The sequence below is a fragment of the Microbacterium sp. ZW CA_36 genome, from assembly GCF_044987475.1.
Taxonomy (GTDB): Bacteria; Actinomycetota; Actinomycetes; order Actinomycetales; family Microbacteriaceae; genus Microbacterium.
This window is the reverse complement of sequence record NZ_JBJDRL010000001.1, coordinates 1-23,311: the sequence shown is the minus strand read 5'-3', so window position 1 is coordinate 23,311 and position 23,311 is coordinate 1. Positions and strand designations below refer to the sequence as shown.

The 23,311-nt window shown below is 71.2% G+C and carries 21 protein-coding genes and 1 pseudogene; 13 read left to right on the top strand and 9 right to left on the bottom strand.

The window, feature by feature from the left end; translation table 11 throughout:
• Nucleotides 1-6: 6 nt before the first annotated feature.
• Complete coding sequence (gene nrdF / locus ACI3KX_RS00110) at nt 7-984, top strand: class 1b ribonucleoside-diphosphate reductase subunit beta (RefSeq protein WP_349428039.1); 978 nt, start codon at nt 7-9, stop codon at nt 982-984.
• Between the two features lie 461 nt (nt 985-1,445).
• Nucleotides 1,446-2,057 carry a hypothetical protein gene (locus tag ACI3KX_RS00105; RefSeq protein ID WP_404906924.1) on the top strand — a complete coding sequence of 204 codons (612 nt, stop codon included), beginning with the start codon at nt 1,446-1,448 and terminating at the stop codon, nt 2,055-2,057.
• 3 nt (nt 2,058-2,060) lie between these two features.
• Here ACI3KX_RS00105 and ACI3KX_RS00100 read toward each other — a convergent pair whose 3' ends face one another.
• On the bottom strand, nt 2,061-3,170 hold the full coding sequence (locus tag ACI3KX_RS00100) for a class I SAM-dependent methyltransferase (RefSeq protein ID WP_404906923.1): 1,110 nt from the start codon (nt 3,168-3,170) through the stop codon (nt 2,061-2,063).
• 83 nt (nt 3,171-3,253) lie between these two features.
• On the opposite strand from ACI3KX_RS00100, the gene ACI3KX_RS00095 reads away from it, so the two are divergent.
• Complete coding sequence (locus ACI3KX_RS00095) at nt 3,254-3,685, top strand: MarR family winged helix-turn-helix transcriptional regulator (protein ID WP_404906921.1); 432 nt, start codon at nt 3,254-3,256, stop codon at nt 3,683-3,685.
• Between the two features lie 41 nt (nt 3,686-3,726).
• Nucleotides 3,727-4,191 (top strand): DUF3817 domain-containing protein, encoded by a 465-nt coding sequence (locus tag ACI3KX_RS00090; protein ID WP_404906919.1) that lies wholly within the window; start codon nt 3,727-3,729, stop codon nt 4,189-4,191.
• A 28-nt stretch (nt 4,192-4,219) separates the two neighbouring features.
• Here ACI3KX_RS00090 and ACI3KX_RS00085 read toward each other — a convergent pair whose 3' ends face one another.
• Nucleotides 4,220-4,591 (bottom strand): GNAT family N-acetyltransferase, encoded by a 372-nt coding sequence (locus ACI3KX_RS00085; protein WP_349428034.1) that lies wholly within the window; start codon nt 4,589-4,591, stop codon nt 4,220-4,222.
• Nucleotides 4,592-4,784: 193 nt separating this feature from the next.
• On the opposite strand from ACI3KX_RS00085, the gene ACI3KX_RS00080 reads away from it, so the two are divergent.
• Nucleotides 4,785-7,346, top strand: coding sequence for an ATP-dependent Clp protease ATP-binding subunit (locus ACI3KX_RS00080; RefSeq protein WP_404906917.1), 2,562 nt, complete (start codon nt 4,785-4,787; stop codon nt 7,344-7,346).
• A 99-nt stretch (nt 7,347-7,445) separates the two neighbouring features.
• Here ACI3KX_RS00080 and ACI3KX_RS00075 read toward each other — a convergent pair.
• Nucleotides 7,446-8,161: pseudogene (locus tag ACI3KX_RS00075) on the bottom strand (DUF72 domain-containing protein).
• A gap of 114 nt (nt 8,162-8,275) precedes the next feature.
• Here ACI3KX_RS00075 and ACI3KX_RS00070 point away from each other — a divergent pair.
• The 5 genes from ACI3KX_RS00070 to ACI3KX_RS00050 are packed head-to-tail and all read left to right on the top strand — an operon-like array spanning nt 8,276 to nt 12,887.
• Nucleotides 8,276-9,151: an LLM class flavin-dependent oxidoreductase gene (locus ACI3KX_RS00070; protein WP_404906915.1), complete on the top strand. Its 876-nt coding sequence runs from the start codon at nt 8,276-8,278 to the stop codon at nt 9,149-9,151.
• Nucleotides 9,148-9,912 (top strand): LLM class flavin-dependent oxidoreductase, encoded by a 765-nt coding sequence (locus ACI3KX_RS00065; protein WP_404906914.1) that lies wholly within the window; start codon nt 9,148-9,150, stop codon nt 9,910-9,912. Before ACI3KX_RS00070 ends, ACI3KX_RS00065 begins: the two co-directional genes overlap by 4 nt.
• Nucleotides 9,909-10,310, top strand: coding sequence for a hypothetical protein (locus ACI3KX_RS00060; protein WP_404906913.1), 402 nt, complete (start codon nt 9,909-9,911; stop codon nt 10,308-10,310). Before ACI3KX_RS00065 ends, ACI3KX_RS00060 begins: the two co-directional genes overlap by 4 nt.
• Entirely contained in the window at nt 10,307-11,299 is a 993-nt protein-coding gene (locus ACI3KX_RS00055; protein ID WP_404906911.1) for an epimerase, read from the top strand. Before ACI3KX_RS00060 ends, ACI3KX_RS00055 begins: the two co-directional genes overlap by 4 nt.
• A gap of 52 nt (nt 11,300-11,351) precedes the next feature.
• Complete coding sequence (locus ACI3KX_RS00050) at nt 11,352-12,887, top strand: ATP-dependent DNA ligase (RefSeq protein WP_404906909.1); 1,536 nt, start codon at nt 11,352-11,354, stop codon at nt 12,885-12,887.
• 18 nt (nt 12,888-12,905) lie between these two features.
• Here ACI3KX_RS00050 and ACI3KX_RS00045 read toward each other — a convergent pair whose 3' ends face one another.
• Both ACI3KX_RS00045 and ACI3KX_RS00040 read right to left on the bottom strand, forming a co-directional pair.
• Nucleotides 12,906-13,562, bottom strand: coding sequence for a response regulator (locus ACI3KX_RS00045; protein WP_404906907.1), 657 nt, complete (start codon nt 13,560-13,562; stop codon nt 12,906-12,908).
• Entirely contained in the window at nt 13,559-15,211 is a 1,653-nt protein-coding gene (locus tag ACI3KX_RS00040; protein ID WP_404906905.1) for an ATP-binding protein, read from the bottom strand. The genes ACI3KX_RS00045 and ACI3KX_RS00040 overlap by 4 nt, the downstream gene beginning before the upstream one ends.
• Before the next feature lie 209 nt (nt 15,212-15,420).
• Here ACI3KX_RS00040 and ACI3KX_RS00035 point away from each other — a divergent pair, with 209 nt between their 5' ends.
• The 3 genes from ACI3KX_RS00035 to ACI3KX_RS00025 are packed head-to-tail and all read left to right on the top strand — an operon-like array spanning nt 15,421 to nt 18,345.
• Nucleotides 15,421-16,953 (top strand): CitMHS family transporter, encoded by a 1,533-nt coding sequence (locus ACI3KX_RS00035; protein ID WP_363353082.1) that lies wholly within the window; start codon nt 15,421-15,423, stop codon nt 16,951-16,953.
• A 58-nt stretch (nt 16,954-17,011) separates the two neighbouring features.
• Complete coding sequence (locus tag ACI3KX_RS00030) at nt 17,012-17,632, top strand: hypothetical protein (RefSeq protein ID WP_363353080.1); 621 nt, start codon at nt 17,012-17,014, stop codon at nt 17,630-17,632.
• Entirely contained in the window at nt 17,629-18,345 is a 717-nt protein-coding gene (locus ACI3KX_RS00025; protein WP_404906902.1) for an NAD-dependent deacylase, read from the top strand. Before ACI3KX_RS00030 ends, ACI3KX_RS00025 begins: the two co-directional genes overlap by 4 nt.
• An 87-nt stretch (nt 18,346-18,432) precedes the next feature.
• Here ACI3KX_RS00025 and ACI3KX_RS00020 read toward each other — a convergent pair whose 3' ends face one another.
• The 4 genes from ACI3KX_RS00020 to ACI3KX_RS00005 all read right to left on the bottom strand — a co-directional run bounded on the left by ACI3KX_RS00020 (nt 18,433) and on the right by ACI3KX_RS00005 (nt 23,253).
• On the bottom strand, nt 18,433-19,704 hold the full coding sequence (locus ACI3KX_RS00020) for an ABC transporter permease subunit (RefSeq protein ID WP_349428022.1): 1,272 nt from the start codon (nt 19,702-19,704) through the stop codon (nt 18,433-18,435).
• Complete coding sequence (locus ACI3KX_RS00015) at nt 19,701-20,528, bottom strand: ATP-binding cassette domain-containing protein (RefSeq protein ID WP_349428021.1); 828 nt, start codon at nt 20,526-20,528, stop codon at nt 19,701-19,703. Before ACI3KX_RS00015 ends, ACI3KX_RS00020 begins: the two co-directional genes overlap by 4 nt.
• Before the next feature lie 94 nt (nt 20,529-20,622).
• The gene (locus ACI3KX_RS00010) at nt 20,623-21,702 is read right to left on the bottom strand and encodes a sugar ABC transporter substrate-binding protein (protein WP_404906899.1); all 1,080 of its coding nucleotides are present in this window, start codon (nt 21,700-21,702) and stop codon (nt 20,623-20,625) included.
• Between the two features lie 303 nt (nt 21,703-22,005).
• Nucleotides 22,006-23,253 (bottom strand): ABC transporter permease subunit, encoded by a 1,248-nt coding sequence (locus ACI3KX_RS00005; protein ID WP_363353073.1) that lies wholly within the window; start codon nt 23,251-23,253, stop codon nt 22,006-22,008.
• Nucleotides 23,254-23,311: the final 58 nt, after the last annotated feature.

Below are 23,311 nucleotides of genomic sequence, written 5' to 3'. Positions count from 1 at the left end.
AATGAAATGACTCCCGAACCGCTCAAGCTGCTCTCGCACGTGCAGGCGATCAACTGGAACCGCATCGAGGACGACAAGGACCTCGAGGTCTGGAACCGCCTCGTGAACAACTTCTGGCTGCCCGAGAAGGTGCCGCTGTCGAACGACATCCAGTCGTGGAACACGCTCACCCCCGACGAGCAGACCCTCACGATGCGCGTGTTCACGGGGCTCACGCTCCTCGACACGATCCAGGGCACCGTCGGCGCCGTCTCGCTGATCCCTGATGCGATCACCCCGCACGAGGAGGCCGTATACACGAACATCGCGTTCATGGAGTCGGTGCACGCCAAGTCGTACTCGTCGATCTTCTCCACGCTGTGCTCGACGAAGGAGATCGACGAGGCCTTCCGCTGGTCGGTCGAGAACCCGAACCTTCAGAAGAAGGCTCAGATCGTCATGGAGTACTACCGCGGCGACGAGCCCCTCAAGCGCAAGGTCGCCTCTACCCTGCTCGAGAGCTTCCTGTTCTACTCGGGCTTCTACCTGCCGATGCACTGGTCGAGCCGCGCCAAGCTCACCAACACCGCCGACCTCATTCGCCTCATCATCCGCGACGAGGCCGTGCACGGGTACTACATCGGCTACAAGTTCCAGAAGGGACTCGAGAAGGTCGACGAGGCCACGCGCAACGACATCAAGGACTACACGTTCTCGCTGCTCTACGAGCTCTACGACAATGAGATCCAGTACACGCAGGACCTCTACGACGGCGTCGGGCTCACCGAGGACGTCAAGAAGTTCCTGCACTACAACGCCAACAAGGCCCTCATGAACCTGGGCTACGAGGCGATGTTCCCCTCGACGGTCACCGACGTGAACCCGGCGATCCTGTCGGCCCTGTCGCCGAACGCCGACGAGAACCACGACTTCTTCTCGGGGTCGGGCTCCTCGTACGTCATCGGCAAGGCCGAGGCCACCGAAGACGAGGACTGGGACTTCTGACGCAGTTCTGATGTCAACCGGGAGGACGGATGCCGCGGATCGCGGCATCCGTCCTCTCCTTCGTGGCCGGCTCGGCGTCGGTGAGAATGGCGCGCGAAGTCGCGTAATAGACGGCCGTCGATGCTGTCTCTTGAGTGGGGGATGCGCCGGAGCCCCGGTCCGGCACCCCGGCCGTGGGTCCCGAGCTCGCGGCTACCGGGGGTGCCGGCATTCTCGCGTCGGCCCCCCCGGTCAACTCCCCGGGCTGCGGCTCCCTGCCGCGAAACGCTTCGTGTGAGGCCAATTCCGCCGGAACAGGTGACACCGGGCGCCCGCGTTCCTACAGTTATGACAGCGCGCCCGGTGATGGGGATCGGCTGCAGGCCGTACGCGCGGTGGAAGGGGAACGTGCCGTGGACGATGATGAGGGTTCGACAGAGGCCCCCGCCCCCGCAGTCGCGGCCGCGCCGACAGTGGTTCCGGTGACGCGCAGCACGCTCGTGTGGTTCGGAATCGGCTTCGTGCTGCTGTCGTTCTTCGCCGCGTTCCTCGGGTCCTGGCTGGCACGATCGGTGGATACCGCCGCGCCCGCGCCCGCGCCGTCCGCCTCGGTGACAGCCGCCCCCGAGTATGAGGAGGCGCTCGCCGAGATCCTCCCTGCCGGTTCGGCCGTTCGGGCGGGTTCCGGAGCGCCCGAGGCGGGCAAGGGTTACGAGGGCGACGTCTACATCGACATCCTCACGGCCGACGTCTATCTGTTTCAGGACGACTGGACCTTTGTCGGCAACATCCGAGCCTCGGCCGCCGAGAACCTCACCGGCGAGCAGGGACCTGCCGGTGAACAGGGACCTGCCGGTGAGCAGGGGGCGCCGGGCGCGGAAGGTGCCCAGGGGCCGAGCGGAGCGCCGGGAGCGCCGGGGACTCAGGTCACGCTCGGCACCGCAGCACCCGACGACGAGGACTGCACCGCCGACGGCGACGTGTTCATCGACACGGCCGCCGTGCAGTTCTACGAGTGCTCTGGCGACACCTGGGTGCTGTTCGGCCCGACGCCCGATGCGACACCGGAGCCCTCGCCCGAGCCGAGTGAGTAACCGTCAGCGGTGCGTCGACACTGTCACCGTGAATTTGGTGTTGCGGGCGACCTGCCGTGTCGGTCCGACCACGCGTTCCAGCGCGGGCCGGTAGCCCAGGCCCGAGTTCCACACGGTCCACAGCTCGCCGCCGGGCCGCAGGACGCGCGCCGCGTCGGCGAACATGCGCGGAGCGATGCCCTCATGCACCGCGCCGCCGGAGTGGAAGGGCGGGTTGAGTGCGATGAACGACGCACTGGCGTCCGGCTGTGCCCCGAGCATGTCGTCGCGGATGACCTCCACGCGATCCCCGATGCCGTTCGCCTCCGCCGTGGCGACCGCCGATGCGACGGCGGCGGCCGATTGATCGGAGGCGATGACGCGCAGGCCGGGGTTCCGCAGCGCCAGCGCGGCCGCGACCACTCCCGTGCCGCACGCGAAGTCGATCACCGTCCCGCCGTCGACGGACACGGCGGGGAGCTGCTCGAGCAGGAATCTGGTGCCGATGTCGATCGAGGTGCCCGCGAACGCGCCGCCGAACGCGCAGACGACGATGTCGTCGTGCCGCTCCCGACCCGGCGACGGGTCGCGGCCGTCGTGGGGCTCACGCGCCGTCAGCACGCGCGACTTCTGGCGCGCGTGGCTGACGTCGAGCCGCGCGAAGCTCTCGCGCAGCACGTCGTTCATGGTGAGCGTCATGTGCTTCACACGCCCGCCGGCGAAGACGACGACGTCGGGCGCCGCGTGCGCAGCGATGAGGCCAGCGATGTCGCGCAGCGCCTCGAGTGATCGCGGCAGACGCACCAGCACGACCCGCGCGCCGCGCACCACGCTGGGCGAGAGCGACAGCGATGCGAAGGTGCCGCCGAACCCGAATCGCTCGGCGTTCGCAGCGAGGGCCCGCTCGCCGGTGAGCGGGTCCTGGTGGACACGGATGCCGCGCCCGCCGTCCGCCGCCGCGGCCAGGGTGAGCGCGCCGTAGCCGTCACCGATCACCGCGAGGTCGCCGTCACCGAGGCCGGCCCGGGCGGACGCCGATTCATCGAGGAGCAGCCGGTCCGCGGCATCCGTCGCCACGAGGCCCGGTGCCTCGACGTCGGGCCATCGGCGCAGTCCGTCGAGCGAGAACGTCACCGTACCCACGGTAGCGGGCCTCGCCTCGTTCGCGCGGTCGGCGAATGCGCCCCGTCGCGCGACAGCAGGGCTAACATTCAACGGTGCCAGACCGTGCGTTCAGTCCCGTCATCTCGCTGCTGACTGTGGCCGCCGTGTGGGATGCGCGCCTGGGGGCAGAACTGCGCGACCTGGGCCTCACGACGCGCAAGTACGCGCTGCTCGCGCACATCGAGGCGACGCCGGGCATCTCGTTCAGCGAGCTCGCCCGTCGATCGCAGATCACGGTGCAGTCCGCGCACACCGCCGTGCAGACGCTCGTCGCCGACGGACTCGTCGCCGATGCGACGAAGCACGCGGGTTCGGCGTCCGACCTGCGGGTCACCGCGCGGGGGAGCGACGTGCTGGAGTCGGCGCAGCAGCGGCTCACGGCGCTCGACGGCGCGCTCGGCGAGGGCGCCCCCGCCCTCGCGACAGCCCTGGAAGGGCTGCACGAGCAGCCTTTCGGTGCGGAGGCAGGACCATCGGACGGGTGAACCTTCAGGTTCACTGAAGATCTTTCAGTTAGGCTGAAGGTGTGTTCCGAACTCCTCACACCCTCTTCCGCGCGCTCGCGATCGCCGAGGCGATCTCGTGGACCCTGCTCATCGTCGGCCTCCTCCTCCGCGCCACCACCGGCTGGGCGCTCGGCGTCACGATCGGCGGCGGCATCCACGGCTTCGTCTTCCTGTCGTACGGCGCAACGGCGATCCTCGTCGCACTGAACAACCGGTGGCGCGCATGGCCGACCGTGATCGCGCTCCTCAGCGCCGTCATCCCCTACGCCACGATCCCGGCAGAGCTGTGGCTGCAGCGCACCGGCCGGCTGGCGGGATCGTGGCGGCTCGAGCCGTCCGACGACCCGCGCGACGGTGCCTGGTACGACCGCCTCATGCGGTGGTTCCTGCGGCGCCCCTGGGTGCTCGCCTCCTTGATCGCCGTCGCCGTCGTCGCGCTCTTCGTGGTGCTGCTGATCGTCGGTCCGCCCGGAGGTCGCGACTGACGCAGCCGGCGCTCGGGCGGCGGATGGCTCAGTCGCGCGGCGGGAGCTGCTGCAGCGTCCAGGTGTTGCCGTCCGGGTCGTCGAACTGCACGAACCGGCCCCACCCCTGCTCGTCGACGCCTCGTGCCTCCACGTCGAGGCCGCGCAGGTGCGCCAGGGCCTCGTCCGCATCGGGGACGACGACCTGGATCGTGTTCTGGCGGCCCGGCTCGAGATCGTTGCCGAGGCCGGTGCCGAACGCGATGGAGCAGGCCGACCCGGGCGGCGTCATCTGCACGAAGCGGAGACCCTCGAAGGGGACCTGGTCGTGGTCGGCGTGGAATCCGATCCGCTCGTAGAACTCCTTCGCCCTGTCGACGTCGGTGACGGGCACGAAGATGAGCTCGATCTTCCAGTCCATGGTTCTCTCCTCTGAGACGGGTTTCCCCCCGGCTGATGAGGCTACGCCGCACCACCGACGCCGGTACGGGCTCCGGCCGGAGTCATGTCCGAAACAGGAGGGAATACTCGCGCGCAGGTGCCGTTGAACTTGACAATGCGTGTATCAAGTTCAAAACTTGATGCTCGATCACTCAAGTTTCAGGAGAGACGGAATGCCCGAAGACTTCACGCCCCAGGCCGGCGACGACGGGAGCTCGTTCGACGAGTTCCTGGCACGCTACCTCGCGGGGGAGCGCGCGCGTGCCGAGCGGTCGATCGACCTGAGCCGCTACCTCGGCGCTCGCACCCAGGAACTGCTCCAGCGTGCCGGCAAGTACGCGCTGGACCGCGGCCAGCAGGAACTCGACGCCCTGCACGTCCTGCGGATCCTCGTCGCCGAGGCCCCGGCCCGTGACGCGGTGCGCCGCGTCGGCGCCGACCCCGACGAGATCTCGCGCGCGACCGAGGAGCGGCTGCCCGCAGCCTCCGTCGCGGCGGACGTCGACGGCGCCGTGGTCACGGCGTCCGTGCAGCGTGCGCTGTTCCACGCCTTCCAGGTCGCCCGTTCGTCGGGCTCGACGTACGTGGACCCCGAGCACCTCTTCTTCGCGCTCGTGCTCGCGCAGGACACGCCCGCCGGCCAGGTGCTGGCACGCGCCGGTGTGACCGCTGAGGCGCTGATGCAGGGCGCCCGCGAGACGGTGACGCCGGGCGAGGCCGCCGCGGCGGAGGCGGGAACGGATGCCGCGGCATCCGACACCCCCCTGCTCGACACCTACGGCACCGACCTCACCGCCCGCGCGGTCGCCGGTGACCTCGACCCGGTCATCGGGCGCGCCGACGAGATCGAGCAGACCATCGAGATCCTCAGCCGCCGCACCAAGAACAACCCGGTGCTGGTCGGCGAGGCCGGCGTCGGCAAGACCGCGATCGTCGAGGGACTCGCGCAGGCGATCGTGGACGGGGGCGTGCCCGAGCAGCTGCTCGGCAAGCGGGTCGTCGCGCTCGACCTTCCCGCGATGCTGGCCGGAACACGCTACCGCGGCGACTTCGAGGAGCGCCTCACGAAGACGATGGACGAGATCGCCGCCCACAAGGGCGAGCTGATCGTCTTCATCGACGAGGTGCACACCGTGGTCGGCGCCGGCGGCGCCGGCGACGGCGGCATGGACGCCGGTAACATCCTGAAGCCCCGCCTCGCCCGCGGCGAGCTGCACCTCGTGGGTGCGACGACGCTCAAGGAGTACCGCGTCATCGAGAAGGACCCTGCGCTCGAGCGCCGCTTTCAGCCGGTGCGCGTGGGCGAGCCGTCCGTCGAGGACGCCGTGCTCATCCTGCGGGGCCTGAAGCCCGCGTACGAGGAGCACCACGGTATCGCGTACACCGACGAGGCCCTCCGCGCCGCCGTCGAGCTCAGCGATCGCTACCTCACCGAGCGGGTGCTGCCCGACAAGGCCATCGACCTCATCGATCAGGCCGGTGCGCGGCTGCGTCTGCGCCTCGGCGCGAAGGTGGACGTGAGCGGCCTGATCGAGCGTCTGGCGACCCTCGAGGCCGACAAGAACGCCGCTGTGTCGGCCGAGCACTACGAGGAGGCGTCGCGGATCCGCGACCAGATCGCCGAGGTGCAGGCCAAGCTCGACCAGGCCACGGCGTCCGGCGTCGCCGCCGCGCGTGTCGACGCGATCGTCGGCGAGCCCGAGATCGCGGCCGTCATCAGCCGGGCCACCGGCATCCCGGTCAACCGTCTCACCGAGACCGAGCGCGAGCGGCTGGCGTCCCTCGAGGACGAGCTGCACGACCGCGTGATCGGGCAGGACGACGCCGTGGTTGCGGTCGCCAAGGCCGTGCGCCGCAACAGGACCGGCATGGGAGACGCACGCCGCCCGGTGGGCTCGTTCCTCTTCCTCGGCCCGACCGGCGTCGGGAAGACGGAGCTCGCCAAGGCGCTCGCCCCGAGCCTGTTCGACGATGAGAGCGCCGTGATCCGCTTCGACATGAGCGAGTTCGGCGAGCGGCACACCGTGTCGCGCCTGGTCGGCGCTCCTCCTGGATATGTCGGCTACGACGAGGCGGGGCAGCTCACCGAGCGCGTGCGGCGCAACCCGTACTCGATCGTGCTGTTCGACGAGATCGAGAAGGCGCACCCCGACGTGTTCAACCTGCTGCTGCAGGTGCTCGACGACGGCCGGCTCACCGACGGCCAGGGGCGCACGGTCGACTTCCGCAACACCGTGGTGGTCATGACTTCGAACCTGGGCTCGGAGTTCCTGGCCTCGCGGGGCGGTGCCATCGGCTTCCTTCCCGACGGGGGAGGAGAGACCGGCTTCGGCTCGGAGAAGGACCTGCGCGATCGCGTGTTCGGCAAGCTCCGCGAGGCGATGCGGCCCGAGTTCCTCAACCGCATCGACGAGATCGTACTGTTCCGCAAGCTCGACAAGCCGCAGCTGCAGAGCATCGTGCGACTGCTGCTCGGCGCGTCCGAGGCGCGGCTGGCCAAGCGCGAGGTCGACTTCGTCGTCACCGACGGCGCCGTCGCCTGGCTCGCCGAGCACGGCTACGAGCCCGAGTACGGCGCCCGGCCGCTGCGTCGCCTGATCCAGCGCGAGGTGGACGACCGCATCGCCGACCTGTTCGTGACGGGTGCGCTCGTCGACGGCGGGGTCGTGACGGTGGATGCCGTGGGCGACCGGCTGTCGGTGGTCGCGGGCGAGTCGTTCGCGGTCGCCGCGTGAGCTGAGCACCTCCTCGGCGAGAGGCGCCGTGCCTTCGGGCACGGCGCCTCTCGCCATGTCCAGGGCGGTCGCGCCGAAGGACGCCGCCCCGGCGAAGCGTCAGGTCCCCAGCATCCGCTTCAGGGTGCAGGCGTTGCGGACGGCGTTCCCTTCGCCGTCGTTGTTGAAGTAGGCGTGCACCTCGTGCCCGGCGGATTCCCACTCCCGGATGCGCTCGGCCCACCAGGCAAGGTCGTCGTCGGAGTACGAGCCGCCGTACAGGTGATCCGGGTCGGGCCCGTGCAGGCGCACGTACACGAGGTGGGCGGTGGCGCGGAGGATGCAGGGCAGCCGCGCCCCGCTCATGACGCAGTAGGCAGCGCCGTGACGCTCGAGCATCCCGAACACCGCCTCGTCCGCCCACGACGGATGCCGGAACTCGCCGGCCGGATCCACTCGGGCAGGGCGCTCAGGAAGTGGTCCAGGCGCGCGTCGTCCCGCTCCGTGCCCGGGTGGAGCTGGACGATCAGCGGCCCGCGGCGACCGCGGAGCTCATGCAGCCCGCGGGTCACGCGCTCGATCCAGACCTCGGGTTCGCGCAGTCGCCGCGCGTGCGTCAGGCCGCGGGGCGCCTTGACGGCCATCTCGAATCCCTCCGGCAGCCGCTCCCGCCATGCCGCGAACCTCGCATCGGCCGGCCAGCGGTAGAAGCTGCCGTTGAGCTCGACCGCATCGAACACCGCGGTGTATTGCGAGAGCCAGTCGCGCTGAGGGCCCTGGTAGAGCACGCCCCGCCAATGCGAGTAGACCCATCCCGACGTCCCGATGCGTGCCATCGCTCCAGCGTGCCGGGCCAGAACCGCCTCGGGCACGGGGGTTGCATCAGCGGGCCGGCCGCGTTAGCCACCGCGCGAGATGCGCGTGTCGGCCACCGCTGACAGAGTGGGGGCATGACCCGCATCGGCGCGATCTTCAACCCCTACACCCACACTCCCGACGAGTTTCGCGACGCCGTCCTTGCGGCCGAGTCGTCGGGTCTTCCGGAGCTGTGGATCTGGGAGGACTGCTTCCGGCAGTCCGCCTTCGCGACGGTGGGCGCGGCACTCGCCTGGACCGAGGCCCTGCGGATCGGGATCGGCATCGCGCCCATGCCGCTGCGCAACGTCGCGGCGACCGCCATGGAGCTCGCCACCGTCGAGCGGCTCTTCCCCGGCCGACTGCTGCCGGGGGTCGGGCACGGCGTGCTGGACTGGATGGGGCAGGTCGGCGCGCGGGTCGCATCGCCCCTGACGCTCATGCGCGAGTACGTGCCGGCGCTGCGGAGCCTGCTGGCCGGCGACGAGGTCACCGCGGCAGGGCGCTACGTGACGCTCGACGGCGTGCGGCTCGACTACGCGCCGACGACCCCGCCCCGCGTCTACGCGGCGGCGGAAGGCCCCAAGACCCTCCGGCTGAGCGGCGAAGTGGCCGACGGGACGGTTCTCGACAGCGGCCACACCGCAGAGGAGTACGCGACGGCGACCGCGTCGATCCGCGAGGCGCGCGAACTCGCCGGGCGCGGCGGCCATCACGACGTGGTCGCCTACGTCGTCACGGCGTTCGGCGCGGAATCCGAGGCCCGCGCGATCGCCGACGTGGGGGACAAGCCCGACCCCGCCCAGCGCGCGCTCTGGGGCGACCCCGCACAGGTCGCCGCCGGCGCGCAGCGGTTCTTTGACGCCGGTGTCGACGACCTCGTGCTCCTGCCCTCCTCCCGCGGCGACATCGCCGAGTTCTACCGGGCAGCCGCCGAGGTCGCCCGCCTGGTCGGGACGGACGCCGCGTGACGGCGCAGCTCTCGCTCGGGATCGCGGCCGCGGCCGGCCCGGCCCTCGCAGAGCGGATCGCACCCGCCGCGGAAGCGGCCGGCTTCCACGGCCTCTGGGTGAACGACACGCCCGGGCACGACGCCCTGGCCGTTCTCGCCGCGGCAGCTGCCGTCACCGAGCACCTCGTGCTCGCCACCGGCGTGATCCCCGTCGACCGCCGCACGCCCGGCGACATCGCGGCCGCGGCGTCCGGTCTGCCCACCGCCCGCCTGGTGCTCGGCATCGGCTCCGGTCAGGTGCGCACCGGCGCGGTGGAGCTGGTGACGGATGCCGCGACCGAGCTGCGCACGCGCACCGATGCGCGCGTCGTCGTCGGAGCGCTCGGCCCGAGGATGCGGCGGGCCGGGGCTGCGGCATCCGACGGCGTCCTGCTGAGCTGGCTGACCCCGGCGGCCGCGACCGCGCAGGCCGCACAGGCGCACGCGATCGCCCCCGGAACCCATGTCGCGCTGTACGTGCGGACGGCCGCCGACGCCGCCGCGGTCGCCGCACTCGACGAGGAGACCTCGCGCTACGCCGGATACCCGGCGTACGCCGCCAACTTCGCCCGCCTGGGCATCGCCGCCGCCGACACCGTCATCCGCCCGACCGACCTGGGAGACCGCGTCGGCACCTACCGCGCCGGGGTCGACGAGGTCGTGCTGCGCGCGATCACACCGACGGGCAGCGCGGACGACCACCTGCGGTTCATCGACGCGGTCGCCGAGGCCGTCGCGTGACGCGGGTGGTCGCCCGCTGGGCGCTCGCCGCGCTCCTCGTCGTCGCGGGCGCCTCGCATCTGACCTGGGGTCGCCGCGGCTACCGGATCGTCGTGCCGGACTGGGCGACGCGCCTGCTGCACACCGACAAAGACACGATCGTGCTCGCCTCAGGCGTCGTCGAGCTGATGCTCGGTGGCGCGCTGGTCGCGCTCCCCGCCGAACGCCGCCGGATCGGCTGGGCCGTGGCGGCGTTCTTCGTGGCGGTGTTTCCGGGGAACGTCCATCAGTGGCGCACGGGTCGCCCGGCCCCGATGCTGCGCACCGACCGCTCCCGCTTCGTGCGACTGCTGCTGCAGCCGCTGCTCGTGGTCTGGGCGCTCTGGAGCAGCGAGGCCGCGGCGGGCAGGCGCGGATGAGCCGGCCGGTCGCCGTCATCGCGGGCGCGTCGGGGTTCGTCGGCCGGGCGCTCGCGCGTGCGTTGGCCGACGACGGCTACGACGTGCGCACCATCGGCCGTGCCGGCGCCGACGCGTCCTGGACCGACAGAGACGGCATCCGCGCGCTCGTCGATGGCGCGGCGATCGTGGTGAACCTCGCCGGGAAATCAGTGAACTGCCGCTACACCGACGCGAACCGCGACGAGATCCTGCGGTCGCGCCTGCATACGACGCGGGCACTGCGCACCGCGATCGGCGACGCAGGCACGCCGCCACCGCTGTGGCTCAACGCGAGCACGGCGACCATCTACCGTTACGCGCTCGACCGGCCGCAGACGGAGCGGGACGGCGAAGTGGGCACCGGCTTCTCGGTGGACGTCGCACGCGGGTGGGAGGACGAGTTCTTCGCGGGGAGCCTCCCCTCCACGCGGCGCGTCGCGCTGCGCATGGCGATCGTCCTCGGCGACGGGCCTGCGACGCGCAGTCTGGTGCGGCTTGCCCGCCTCGGACTCGGCGGGCCCCAGTACGACGGCTGGTGGTTCCCGCATCGGCGCTATCGCGGAATCGGCCCGCATCCCACCGGCGACGGCCGCGCGCCCCGCCACCGTTCCCGCGGCCGTCAGCGTTTCAGCTGGATCCACCTCGACGACGTCGTCGGGGCGGTGAGGTTCGTGCGGGACGACCCGAGGATCTCCGGGCCCGTCAATCTCGCGGCGCCGGGCACCTCCGACAACCGAGGGCTCATGGCGGCGCTCCGCCGCGTCGTGGGCGCGCCGATCGGGCTGCCCGCCTGGCGCTTCATGCTGGAACCGGCGATGTGGGTGCTGCGAACCGAGCCCGAGCTCGTGCTCAAGAGCAGATGGGCGGCTCCCGAGACTCTGACCGGGGCGGGCTACGAGTTCACCTACCCCGAACTGGAGCCGGCCCTGCGTGACGTCGTGGGGTCTCTCAGCGGGCGGCGGCACTGAGACCGGACGGCGCCACCGCGTGCGTGTCGGGGCCGGATGGGAGAATGCGGGAATGCTGCTCCACGAGCTCGTGACGGCGACGGATGCCGTGGCCTCCACGTCGTCGCGACTGGCCAAGGTCGCCGCGCTGTCCGACGCCCTGCGCCTGCTCGATCCCGATGAGGTCGGGCCGGCCATCGGGTTCCTGACCGCGAGCCCCCGCCAGGGTCGCCTCGGCGTCGGGTGGCGGAGCCTGTCGAACCTGGCCGTGACGCACGCCGACGAGCCGACGCTCACCGTGGGCGACGTCGATGCGGCGCTCGATCGTCTCGCGGGGGCGGACGGCCCCGGTTCGGTCGCCGCACGTGCTGCCGCGCTCGACGCGCTGGCCCGTTCGGCCACGGCGGAGGAGTGGGACTTCCTCGCCCGCGTCATGCTCGGCGAACTGCGCACCGGGGCGCTCGAGGGGGTCCTGCTCGACGCCGTCGCGAAGGCGTCGGAACGCGACGCCGCCACCGTCCGCCGGGCCGCGATGCTGTCGGGCGACCTCGGCGCCACGGCGCGCGTCGCCCTCACCGGCACGCCCGAAGAGCTCGCCGCGATCGGGCTCGAGGTGGGGCGCGGCGTGCTGCCGATGCTCGCCTCGACGGCGGGCTCGGCGACCGAGGCGCTCGAGACGCTCGGAGGAGCGGCATCCGTCGAATACAAGCTCGACGGGGCGCGGATCCAGGTGCACCGCGACGGCGAGGACGTGCGCGTGTTCACCCGGAGCCTCGCCGACATCACCCACCGTGTGCCCGAGATCGTCCAGGCCGTGCGGGAGCTGCCGGCCGACCGGGTGATCCTCGACGGCGAGACACTGTCACTCGACGAGGACGGCGGGCCGCGCCCGTTCCAGGACACCATGGCCCGCTTCGGGTCGCTGGGCGCTGACGACGCGGCCGCGGTGGTGCTCCGCCCGTGGTTCTTCGACATCCTGCACCTCGACGGCCGCGACCTCATCGACGAGCCGCTGTCGACGCGCCTCGCGCTCCTCGACAGCGCCGTCGGCGACGCCCGCATGCCCGGCATCGTCACCGAGGACGCGACGCGCGCCGAGGAGTTCTCCCGCGCGGCCCTCGCCGCCGGGCACGAGGGCGTGATGGTGAAGGCGCTCGACGCGCCCTACGCCGCCGGGCGACGCGGCAAGAGCTGGCTCAAGGTGAAGCCCGTGCTCACCTACGACCTCGTGGTGCTCGCCGTCGAGTGGGGGTCGGGCCGGCGCACCGGCCAGCTCTCGAATCTGCACCTGGGTGCGCGCGACCCCGAAGGGGCGTTCGGCGAGCCCGGGGGCTTCGTGATGGTGGGCAAGACCTTCAAGGGGCTCACCGACGCGACCCTGCGCTGGCAGACCGAGCACTTCCCGACCATCGAGACTCATCGCTCGTCGTACGCCGTGCATGTGCGGCCCGAGACCGTCGTCGAGATCGCGATCGACGGCGTGCAGCGCTCCAGGCGCTACCCCGGCGGTGTCGCGCTGCGCTTCGCGCGCGTGAAGGGATACCGCCCCGACAAGCGCGCCGACGAGGCCGACACCATCGAGACCCTGCGCGGACTGCTGCGGGGCTGAGCGGGAGCGGCACCGAGGTCAGCGGCGTACGGCGAGGTACCGGTGCTCGGGCCTGCCGGTCGTTCCGTAGCGCAGGCGCACCTCGACCAGGCCGCGGCTGGCGAGGCCCGCGAGGTGCCGCTGGGCCGTCGCCCGCGAGATGCCGACGCGGTCGGCGATCTGCGCGGCGGACGCCTCGTCGTCGCCGAGCCCCTCGAGGATCAGCTGCTCGGTCGCCGAGCGCGCCACGGTGGCCGGCTCCGCACCGCCGTGCATGATCGCGAGGGCGCGGTCGATCTGCTCCTGCTCCAAGGGTCGGTCGGTGACCAGCAGGTTCCGCATCCGCGCGTAGCGATCGAGCCGCTCGGCGAGCACCCGGGCGTCGAAGGGCTTCGTCAGGTAGGCGAGCGCCCCCGCCTGCATGGCGCGGCGCACCGTGGCGGCATCGGTCGCGGCCGACAGCACGAATGCGTCGATGCCGGCCGCGGCGACGAACTCGACGCCGTCGCCGTCGGGAAGGAACGCGTCGACGAGCAGCAGATCGGGGGCGTGCGCCCGCACCGCCTGCCGTGCCGCGCCGAGCGATTGCACGGCCTCGAGGGCGGTGAACCCGGTGCGCGACGCCACGATGTCGCGGTGCAGGCCGGCGACGCGGAAGTCGTCGTCGACGACCAGCACGCGGATGGGACGGTTCATGCCTTCCTCTCCTCGGGGTTCCCGTCAGCGGGGCGGAGCGCCCCGGGCAGCCGGGCGCCGAACACGGCGCCCGCCGCCGCGCCGCCGGGATCGATCAGCCAGACGTCGCCGCCGCGGCGGCGCGCGAGGTCGCGGGAGAGCGGGAGCCCGAAGCCGTGCCCGTGCACGGTGTCATTCCTGCTCGCCTCGGTCTCGCGCGCGGCGGCGACGCGCGCGAACGGGTCCGCCCCCGGCGGCCGGATGCCGCCGCCGGAGTCGGCCACCGTGATCACCAGTTCGTCGCCGTCTCCCAGCAGCGCGACCTCGACCCAGCCCGGCCGCGGGCCGCCCACCGCCGCGGTGACCGCGTTGCCGACCAGGTTGCCGAGCACCGCCGCGACGTCCTCCGCCGCGGCCACCTCGCTCAGCAGCAGGGTGTCCTCCGAGATGCGGACCGTGACGCCCCGCTCGCGCGCCGTCGCGGCGGTCGCGCCGAGAAGCGACGTCAGGAACGCGTCGGGGACGCGCTCGAGCCCCGCGACGCCGAAGTCCACGGCGCCGCGCTCGGTCAGGTCGCCGAGGAACGCGCGGGCCTCGTCGACGCGTTCGGCGTCGATCAAGCCGGACGCGACGTGCAGGCGGTTGGCGAACTCGTGACGCTGCACGCGCAGCGCCTCGGTCATGGCGCGCACCGTCTCGAGCCGGCCGGCGAGGGCCTCGACATCGGTGCGGTCCCGCACGACCACGATCTGGCCCAGTGCCCGCGCGTCCCGCTGCACCGGTCGGGTGTCGAGGTACAGCACGCGGTCGCCGACGACGGCCTCGACGCCGGAGGCCCCGTCCCGCACGGCGGCGCGCACCGTGTCGGGCAGCGCGAGCTCGTCGAAGCGGCGCCCGAGCGGTGCGTCGATCCCCAGCATCCGTTCGGCCGCCTCATTGCACACCCGCACGACGCCGTCGGGATCGAGTGCCACGACGCCGTCGCCGACCCCCTCGAGCACCGCCGCCTGGTTCTGCACGAGGGTCACGAGCTCCTCCGGCTGGAGCCCGAGGGTGAGTCGTTCGAACCGTCGTCGGAGCACCAGCGTGGCCACCGCGGCGAGAGCCAGCCCGCCGATCGCGGCGATCGCGATCGTCGCGACGAGCGCGGGAAGGTCGTCGAAGACGCTCGCCCGCTCGAACCCGACACTGACCTCGCCGACGGGATCGCCGCCGTCCTCCGGGTAGACGGGCACCTTGGCGCGGGCGGACTCGCCGAGCGTGCCCACCTCCCAGTCGACGACCTCATTGCCCTCGAGCACCTCGGCGAACGGAGTCGAGACGACCTGACCGAGAAGCTCCTCCGTCGGGTGGGCGAGACGGATGCCGTGGTCGTCGGTGATGACGACGAACAGCGCGTCCGTGCGATCCGCGACGTCGGCCGCGATCTGCTGGAGCGCGCCGGTGCGCAGCTGGGCGGCATCCGGCGTTCCCGGGTCGGCGGAGAACTCAGCCACCAGCGCCTTCACGTCGGGGTCCTCCGCGACCGTGCGGGCGATGTTGAGGGCGGCGGACTCCGACTCGGCACGGAGCTGGCGCACGCCCAGCCACCCGAAGACGAGCGCGCACACGGCGACGACGGCAGTCACCGTCGCCAGCTGCATCAGCAGCAGCCGCGTCGCGAAGCGCATCCCACCTCCCGGAGCCGATGAGGGCTGGGGCCGGTGAGAGGCACCGGCCGTGCACGCACGTGAGCACAATGCGCAGAAGACACGCTACGCGCACAACCTGCAGGAATGCGACTTAGCGCGCGACGCGTCGCGGCGGGCGCCTAGCCTCGCGGAAACGCACCGCCACCGGTGCGACGCCACCACCCGCACGACACGACGAAGGAGTCGAGATGAACGCGGCAGTTCCGTTCCTGTTCCACGCCGCCGAGGCCGACGAAGGCTACGCCACGGCCTTCGTCCCGTCCGACGGCGTGCTCGTCGCCCTGGGCTTCACGATGGTGCTCGTCTTCATGGCGCTCATCATGACGCGCAGGCTGACCCCGATGGTCGCGCTCATCATCGTGCCGACCGTCTTCGGGCTGTTCGCCGGCGCCGGCCTGGGACTCGGCGACATGATCCTCGACGCGATCGGCAGCATGGCCCCGACGGCAGCCCTGCTGATGTTCGCCATCATGTACTTCGGCATCATGATCGACGTCGGCCTGTTCGATCCGCTCATCCGCGCGATCACGCGCCTGCTCGGTGACGATCCGGCCAAGGTCGTGCTGGGCACGGCCGTGCTGGCGGGCGCGGTGTCGCTCGACGGCGACGGGTCGACGACCTTCATCATCACGACCTCCGCGATGCTGCCGATCTACCTGCGCCTCGGCATGAGCCCCGTCGTGCTCACCTGCGTCGCGGGCCTCATGAACGGCACGCTGAACATCGTGCCGTGGGGTGGCCCCACCGTGCGGGCGGCGACTGCGCTGGGCCTGCAGCCCACCGACATCTTCGTGCCGATGCTGCCCTCGCTCGCCGCCGGCATCGTCATCTCGCTGGCCTTCGCCTGGTTCCTCGGACTGTCGGAGCGCAAGCGCATCGGCAGCATCGACGAGTCGCGCCTCGACGGCGGGGGAGTGCTCGCCGGATCCCGCATCTTCCGCGGCGCCGACACGAAGCCGGGCGCCCGTGCGACGCTGCGCACCGGCAACATCGTGACGCTCGCCGGCGGCCGGGGCAGCCTGCCCGTCGCCACCGCGGTCGTCGACCGGGAAGACACCGCGATGGCCGACACCATGCTCGACCCGAACCGTGCGACGCTGCGGCCGAAGCTCATCTGGTTCAACCTGGCGCTCACCCTCGCGGTGATGGTGCTGCTGGTGCTCGACGTCTTCCCCCTCGCCTACGTCTTCATGGTCGGCGCGGCGATCGCGCTGTTCGTGAACTTCCCGAAGCTCAAGAGCCAGGCCGACGAGATCGTCGCCCACGCGCCGAGCATCGTGGGCGTCGTCTCGATGGTCCTGGCGGCCGGCGTGCTGGTCGGCGTGCTGAACGGCACCGGCATGGTCGACGCGATGGCGACGTGGATCACGACCGTGATCCCGGCCTCGCTCGGACCCTTCCTGGCCGTGATCACCGGCATCCTGTCGATCCCGTTCACGTTCTTCATGTCGAACGATGCGTTCTACTACGGCATCCTGCCCGTGCTGGCGCAGAGCGCCGAGCACTTCGGGATCGCGCCGGTCGAGATGGCCCGCGCCTCGATCACCGGCCAGCCGGTGCACCTGCAGAGCCCGCTCGTGCCGGCGATCCTGCTGCTCGTCTCACTGGCGAGCGTCAACCTCGGCGACCACCACAGGAAGGTGCTCTGGCGGGCGTGCGTCGTGTCGCTCGCGATGCTCGCCGTCGGCGTGCTGGTGGGCGCGATCCCGCTCATGGCCTGAGCGGACCGGCTGCCGGCTGGTTCTCCCCGGCGGCGTCCACGGCTCGTAGGCTTTGGCCATGACCAGAGCAGCCGCACCCGACGCCGCCTACGAGCACCGCAGCTTCGGGGCACCCGGCGCGGAGCGCGCCGTGTTCCTGCTCCGCGGGGGCGTCTCGACGCTGTCGGATCCGCTGCCCGACGCGACGACACGACGGGACGCGCGGGTCGTGGCGATCGGGCTCACGGTGGACGACATCGACGACCCGGTGGCCTACCGCGGCACGACGCCCGCGGAGGCCACCGCCCGGCGGATCGCGCAGTTCGTCACCGAGGAGCGCGGCGATCGGCCCGTCGGCCTCGTGGGCGTCGCCACCGCCGGCGAAGTGGCCATCCAGGTCGCCGCCCTCCTCGGCGCCGGCGTCGACCGGCTCGCCCTCCTGGCGGTGCCGCCACCCGAGTCCGAGCTCGGCCGCCACGAGGTCGCGGAGCTGCTGGAGAGGATTCCGGCCAAGACGCTGCTGATGAACGCGCGGGAGGACCCGGATGCCGCGAACGCCGCAGCACGCTGGTTCGCCGAGAGGCTCGCCTCCGCCCGCGTCGAGATGGTGCCGCAGACATCGGACCCCGAGTCGCGCCTCGTCCTGGGCGAGGTCTGGGAGCGCGTGCTGTCGCACGTCGCCCCCGGAACCATCCGATGACCCGGATCGTCGTCCTGACCGGCGCCGGCATCTCCGCGGAGAGCGGTGTTCCCACGTTCCGCGGCGCGGACGGCTTGTGGGAGGGGCACCTCATCGAGGACGTCGCCACACCGGAGGCATACGAGCGCGACCCCGACACCGTCCTCGCCTTCTACGATGCGCGCCGCCGGGCGCTCGGAACCGTCGTGCCCAACGCCGCCCACCGCGCACTCGCACGACTGGAGGGTGCGATCGGCGGCGACCTGCTCGTCGTCACGCAGAACGTCGACGACCTGCACGAGCGCGCCGGCAGCCGCAACCTCGTCCACATGCACGGCGAGCTGCGCCGGGCGCTGTGCCTCGCGTGCGGCTCCCGGCCTGCGTGGCACGAAGACCTCATCGATCGCCCGGCCTGTCCCGAATGCGGAGAGCGGATGCTGCGCCCCGACGTCGTCTGGTTCGGGGAGATGCCGTACGAGCTCGACCGCATCGAGAACGCCGTCGTCGCCGCCGACGTCTTCGTGTCGATCGGCACGTCGGGCGCGGTGTACCCGGCTGCCGGTTACGTGGCGCTCGCGGCCGCCTTCGGAGCGCGCACCGTCGAGCTCAATCTCGAGCCGAGCGACGCGGCCGTGCCGTTCGATGACGCCCGAGCGGGTCGTGCCAGCGAACTGGTGCCCGCCTGGGTGGAGGAGGTCCTGACGACGCGTCGCGCGGGCGTCGAGCGGAGCTGAGCGCGTCGCGCAAGGTCGAGGGCGCCGCGCAGCACGAAGGCGCCGGGCGGATTGCTCCGCCCGGCGCCTTCGTATCGGGTGCTGCGGCTATGCCCTGCCGCCGCCCGACCGCACGCGCGACAGTGCGTCCACGGTCGCGGCGAGGATCAGCACGCCGCCGGTCACCAGCAGGTTGACACCCGCGGGCAGGTTGAGCAGGCCCAGGCCGTTCGTGATCGTCGCGATGACGAGCGCGCCGATCGCAGCGTGCATGAGGCGCCCCTTGCCGCCGAACAGGCTGACACCGCCGACGACCGCCGCAGCGACGCCCGACAGCACGATGTCGCGGCCGACGGTGGCGTCGACGGAACCGACGCGCGCGACGCTCAGCAGCGCCGAGAACACCGCGAGGCTCGAGCAGATCACGAACGCCCACCACTTGATCCACCGCACCTTGACGCCGGAACGGCGCGCGGCTTCGGCGTTGCCGCCGATGGCGTAGATGTAGCGGCCGAACTTGGTGCGGTCCAGCAGGAACGTGCCCAGCCAGAGGATCGTCAGCACGACCGGCACGACGATGGGGACCCCGGCCACCTCGACCACGGACTGGCCGCGGTTCTGGTTGAGGACGAAGACCACCGCGCCGCCGATCACGGCGATCGCCGCGAGCTTGATCCACACCATCGACAGGGCACGGTTCGGAACACCGGCACGCGTGCGGCGCGCCCGGTCCCAGAACGACGTTCCCCCCGAGATCGCGAGCATGATCACGAGCATCGCCCATCCGCCCCACACGGGCAGATTTCCGTTCTGGAGGGCGATGAGCTCGGGAACCTCGAGGCGGAACAGGCCGCCGGGGCCGATGATGACGAGCGCGAGGCCCTGGAACCCGAGGAACAACCCCAACGTGACGACGAACGATGGGATGCCCACCCTCGCCACGAAGAAGCCGATGAAGGCCCCCGTGAGGAACCCGAAGCCGAACCCGATCAGGAGCGCGAGCGGCCAGGGGATGCCGAACTGGGCGTTCAGCACGACGAACAGCGCCATGCCGACACCGCCGGTCACACCGGCGGACAGGTCGATCTCGCCGAGGAGCAGCACGAACACGAGCGCCATGCCGAGCACGACGAGCGTCGCCGCCTGGTTCAGCAGGTTGGCGAAGTTGCGCTCGGTGAGGAAGAACGGGCTCATGATCGAGAACAGCGCGCCGAGCACGATGAGGCCGCCGAGCGCGGGGAGAGCGCCCATGTCGCCGCCGCGTACACGCTGCCACCACGCCCGGAGCTGGTCGCCGACGCCGCCCTCCACGCCGCTGCCGATCAGGTCGCTCGCGATGGGATCGGGAGCGGCCTCGGTCCGGGTGGCATTGCTGCTCATTCCGCGCCTCCTTCGGTGCGAACGGTCGACGTATCGAGGATCGTGACACCGGCGGGCGCCTTGGTTCCGGTGATGTATCCCACGACGTCGTCGCGGGTCGTCGAGGACGCCGGGATCTGGGCGACCATCTGACCGAGGTACAGGACGGCTATGTCGTCGGCGACCTCGAAGACGTCCACCAGGTTGTGGCTGATGAGGATCACGGCGACGCCCTGCTCCGACAGGCGCTTCACCAGGTTCAGCACCTGCTCGGTCTGGGCGACGCCGAGGGCGGCCGTCGGCTCGTCGAGGATGACTACTCGGGCCTTCTTCAGCACGGCACGAGCGATCGCCACGGTCTGCCGCTGGCCACCGGACAGGCTCGACACCTTCTGGCGGACGGACTTCACGGTGCGCACCGAGAGGGAGCGCAGCGTGTCGGACGCCTCCTTCTCCATGCGGCCCTCGTCGAAGGTGCCGAACGTCAGCTCCTCGCGGCCGAGGAACATGTTCTGGACGATGTCGAGGTTGTCGCACAGGGCCAGGTCCTGGTAGACGACCTCGATGCCCAGGTGCCCCGCGTCGCGGGGCGCGTGCAGGTCGCGGTGCACGCCGTCGATGAGGACTTCGCCCTCGTCGTAAGGCTGCACGCCGGCCAGACCCTTGATGAGCGTGGACTTGCCGGCGCCGTTGTCGCCGACGAGGGCGGTGACCTTGCCGGGGTGGACTTTGAGGTCCACGCCCTTCAGGACGCTGACGGGGCCGAAGGACTTCTTGACCCCGACCAGCTGGATGATCGGCTCTGCGCCGACCGGGGCGGGAGTGGTGGTGGATGTATCTGACATGCTCGCTTCCTTGGGAGTGCCCGTGGTCCGGCGAGAAGGGGCGTCACGCCGATCGGCGCGACGCCCCCTCGCGGGTTCAGCCGTAGCCGATCCGCTACTCGGCGGTGACCCCATACTGCTCGCAGGCGGCCATCACGTCAGGGGTGCAGACATCGTCGTACTCGGCGTCGCCGGCCGCGATGACGTCCTTGACCTGGTCGGGACCGACCAGGATCGGCGTGACCTGGATGTAGGGCGTGCCGTCCTCGAGCTCGGCGTCGGCCTCGGGAGTCTCGCCCTTCAGGAGCGCGACGGCCGTGTCGACGGCAGCAGTGGCCTCGTCCTTGACCGGCTTGTAGACCGTGGCGGTCTGCCAGCCGAGCAGGATGTTCTGCAGGCCCGCGACGTTCGCGTCCTGGCCCGACACCGCAACGCCCGTGAGGTTGTTGTCCTGCAGGACCTTGATGACGCCCGCGGCGTTGGTGTCGTTCGCGACCCACACGCCGTCGACCTGGCCGCCGAGGCCCGTCAGCGCCTGCTCGAAGTTGGTCTGCGACTTGGCCTGGTCCCAGATCCCGGGGGGCTCGGCCGCCGGCGTGATGCCCGCGGCCTCCATCACCTCGACGGCGCCGTCGTGGAACATCGCCGCGTTGCCGTCGGTCGGGTCTCCGCCCATGTACACGACGACCGCGGTCGCCGGGTCCTTGCCGGCGGCTTCGAGGCCGTCGAGGACGGTCTGACCCTCCATGCGGCCCACCTCGGTGTTGTCGAACGACACGTAGTAGTCGGCGCCCTCGAACGGGCGGTCGTAGGCGATCACGGGGATGCCTTCGGCCTTCGCCTTGGTCGCGACGGCCTCCGCAGCGCCCTGATAGTCGACGAGCAGCATGACGCCGCAGCCCTGAGTGAGCTGCTGGTCGGCGATCGTCGAGTACTTGTTGACGTCCGCCTGCGCGTTCTGGATGTCGACGTCGAAGCCGGCCCCCTCCAGCCCCTCCTGGAGGTACTTGCGGTCGAAGTTCTCCCAGCGCGGCGAGGACGCCGCATCAGGCAGGATCACACAGGCACGGTCCGCGGCTTCGCCGCCGCCATCCCCGCCGTCCCCGCTGTCGCCGTTGCCGCCGGCACAGCCGGCCAGCATCACCGCGGCCGCGCCCGTGAGGGCGGCCACGGCGAGGATCGAAGACTTCTTCATCATTCGCCTTTCGTCGTTGAAGCGAGCGCGTTCCAGGAGCGTCCCTGGTTTCTTCACGCTGATGCGATCATCGATGACCGGCGTTCTTGGCGTCAAGTCTTGAACGTAACGCTTTGGCAACGCACCCGACGTTGGAGCGGGAATGCGGCAAGCTCGGGACAGCAGAGAGCGCTTACCGTGCAGAGTGCACCGATTCAGGCTGCAAAAGAGGCATAATGCGCCCTGGTCGCAACCGGTCGCCCGAAGCCATCCTCCGGAGTGTTCGCCAAGTGAAGCCAGTGCGCCACGGGCGTTGTGCGAAGCTCAGGCGCGCCCGGTGGCGGCACGTGTGCGGCGCGAGAGCGAGTCGACGATCACCGCGAGCACGAGCACGACGCCGGTGACCATGAACTGCACCGACGAATCGAGGTTCATGAGGGTCAGGCCCGACGAGATCGACTGGATCACCACGATGCCGACGAGAGCCGAGAACGCGGATCCTCGGCCGCCGAAGAGGCTCGTGCCGCCGATGACGGCCGCGGCGATCGCGTTGAGGTTCACGTCGCCCGTGCCCGAGCTCTGGTTCGCCGACGCCAGCCGCGCGGCGGCGAGGATGCCTCCCACGGCGGCCAAGGCCGAGCACATCGCGAACACCGACAGGTAGATGCGGTCGACACGGATGCCGGCGCGCCGGGCGGCCTCGACCGATCCGCCGACCGCATAGACGGCCCGCCCCCAGCGGGTGCGGGTCAGGACGAAGTTCATGGCGACGATGAGCGCGAGGAAGAAAAGGAACATCACGCCGACGCCGCGATACAGGTTCAGGTACCACGTCGCCACGAGCAGGAAGGCGAGCAGGACGCCGCTGCGCACCGCGATCTCTGTGTAGCTCTGGCTCACCAGGTTCGCCGCCGCGCGCCGTCTCGCGCGCCTGAGGAGCGACCACGCGAACGCCGCCACGGCCAGCACGGCCACGACGTACGACGCCCAGGCCGGCAGGAACATCTGCTGGGCGAACTGGACGAGCCACGAGTCGAACGGGATCGCGATGGATCCCGTCTCGCCGAGCACCCACAGCTGCAGTCCGAGGAAGCCGAGGAGGCCGGCCAGCGTGATGACGAAGCTGGGCAGCCCGAAACGCGTGAACAGGTAGCCGTACAGCAGACCCACCAGGCACCCGACGGCGATCGCGGCCACCAGCGACAGGACCAGGTTCCACTGCAGCTGCACGAACGTCACGGCGAGCACCGCCGCCGCGAGCCCCGACACCGACCCCACCGAGAGGTCGATCTCGCCCACGAGCAGCACCAGCACCACACCGAGTGCGATCGTGCCGATGGCGGCGCACTGCATCGTGAGGTTCACCAGGTTCTCGCTGGAGAGGAAGACCGGGTTCAGCAGCTGGAAGACGGTCCAGATGACCGCGATCCCGAGGACGACGGGGAGCGCGCCGAGGTCTCCGCCCCGGATACGGGTCACGAAGCCCTCCAGGGCGAGGCGGATGCCGCTTCCGCTCAGGAGCCGTTCGCCGCCGGTCGGCTCGGTCAGGCGCTCGTCGCCGCGGGCGCTCATCGGCTCCCGTCCCCGCGGGGTCGGGAGGTGCGGCGCGACCCGCCGCGCGGCATGCGGA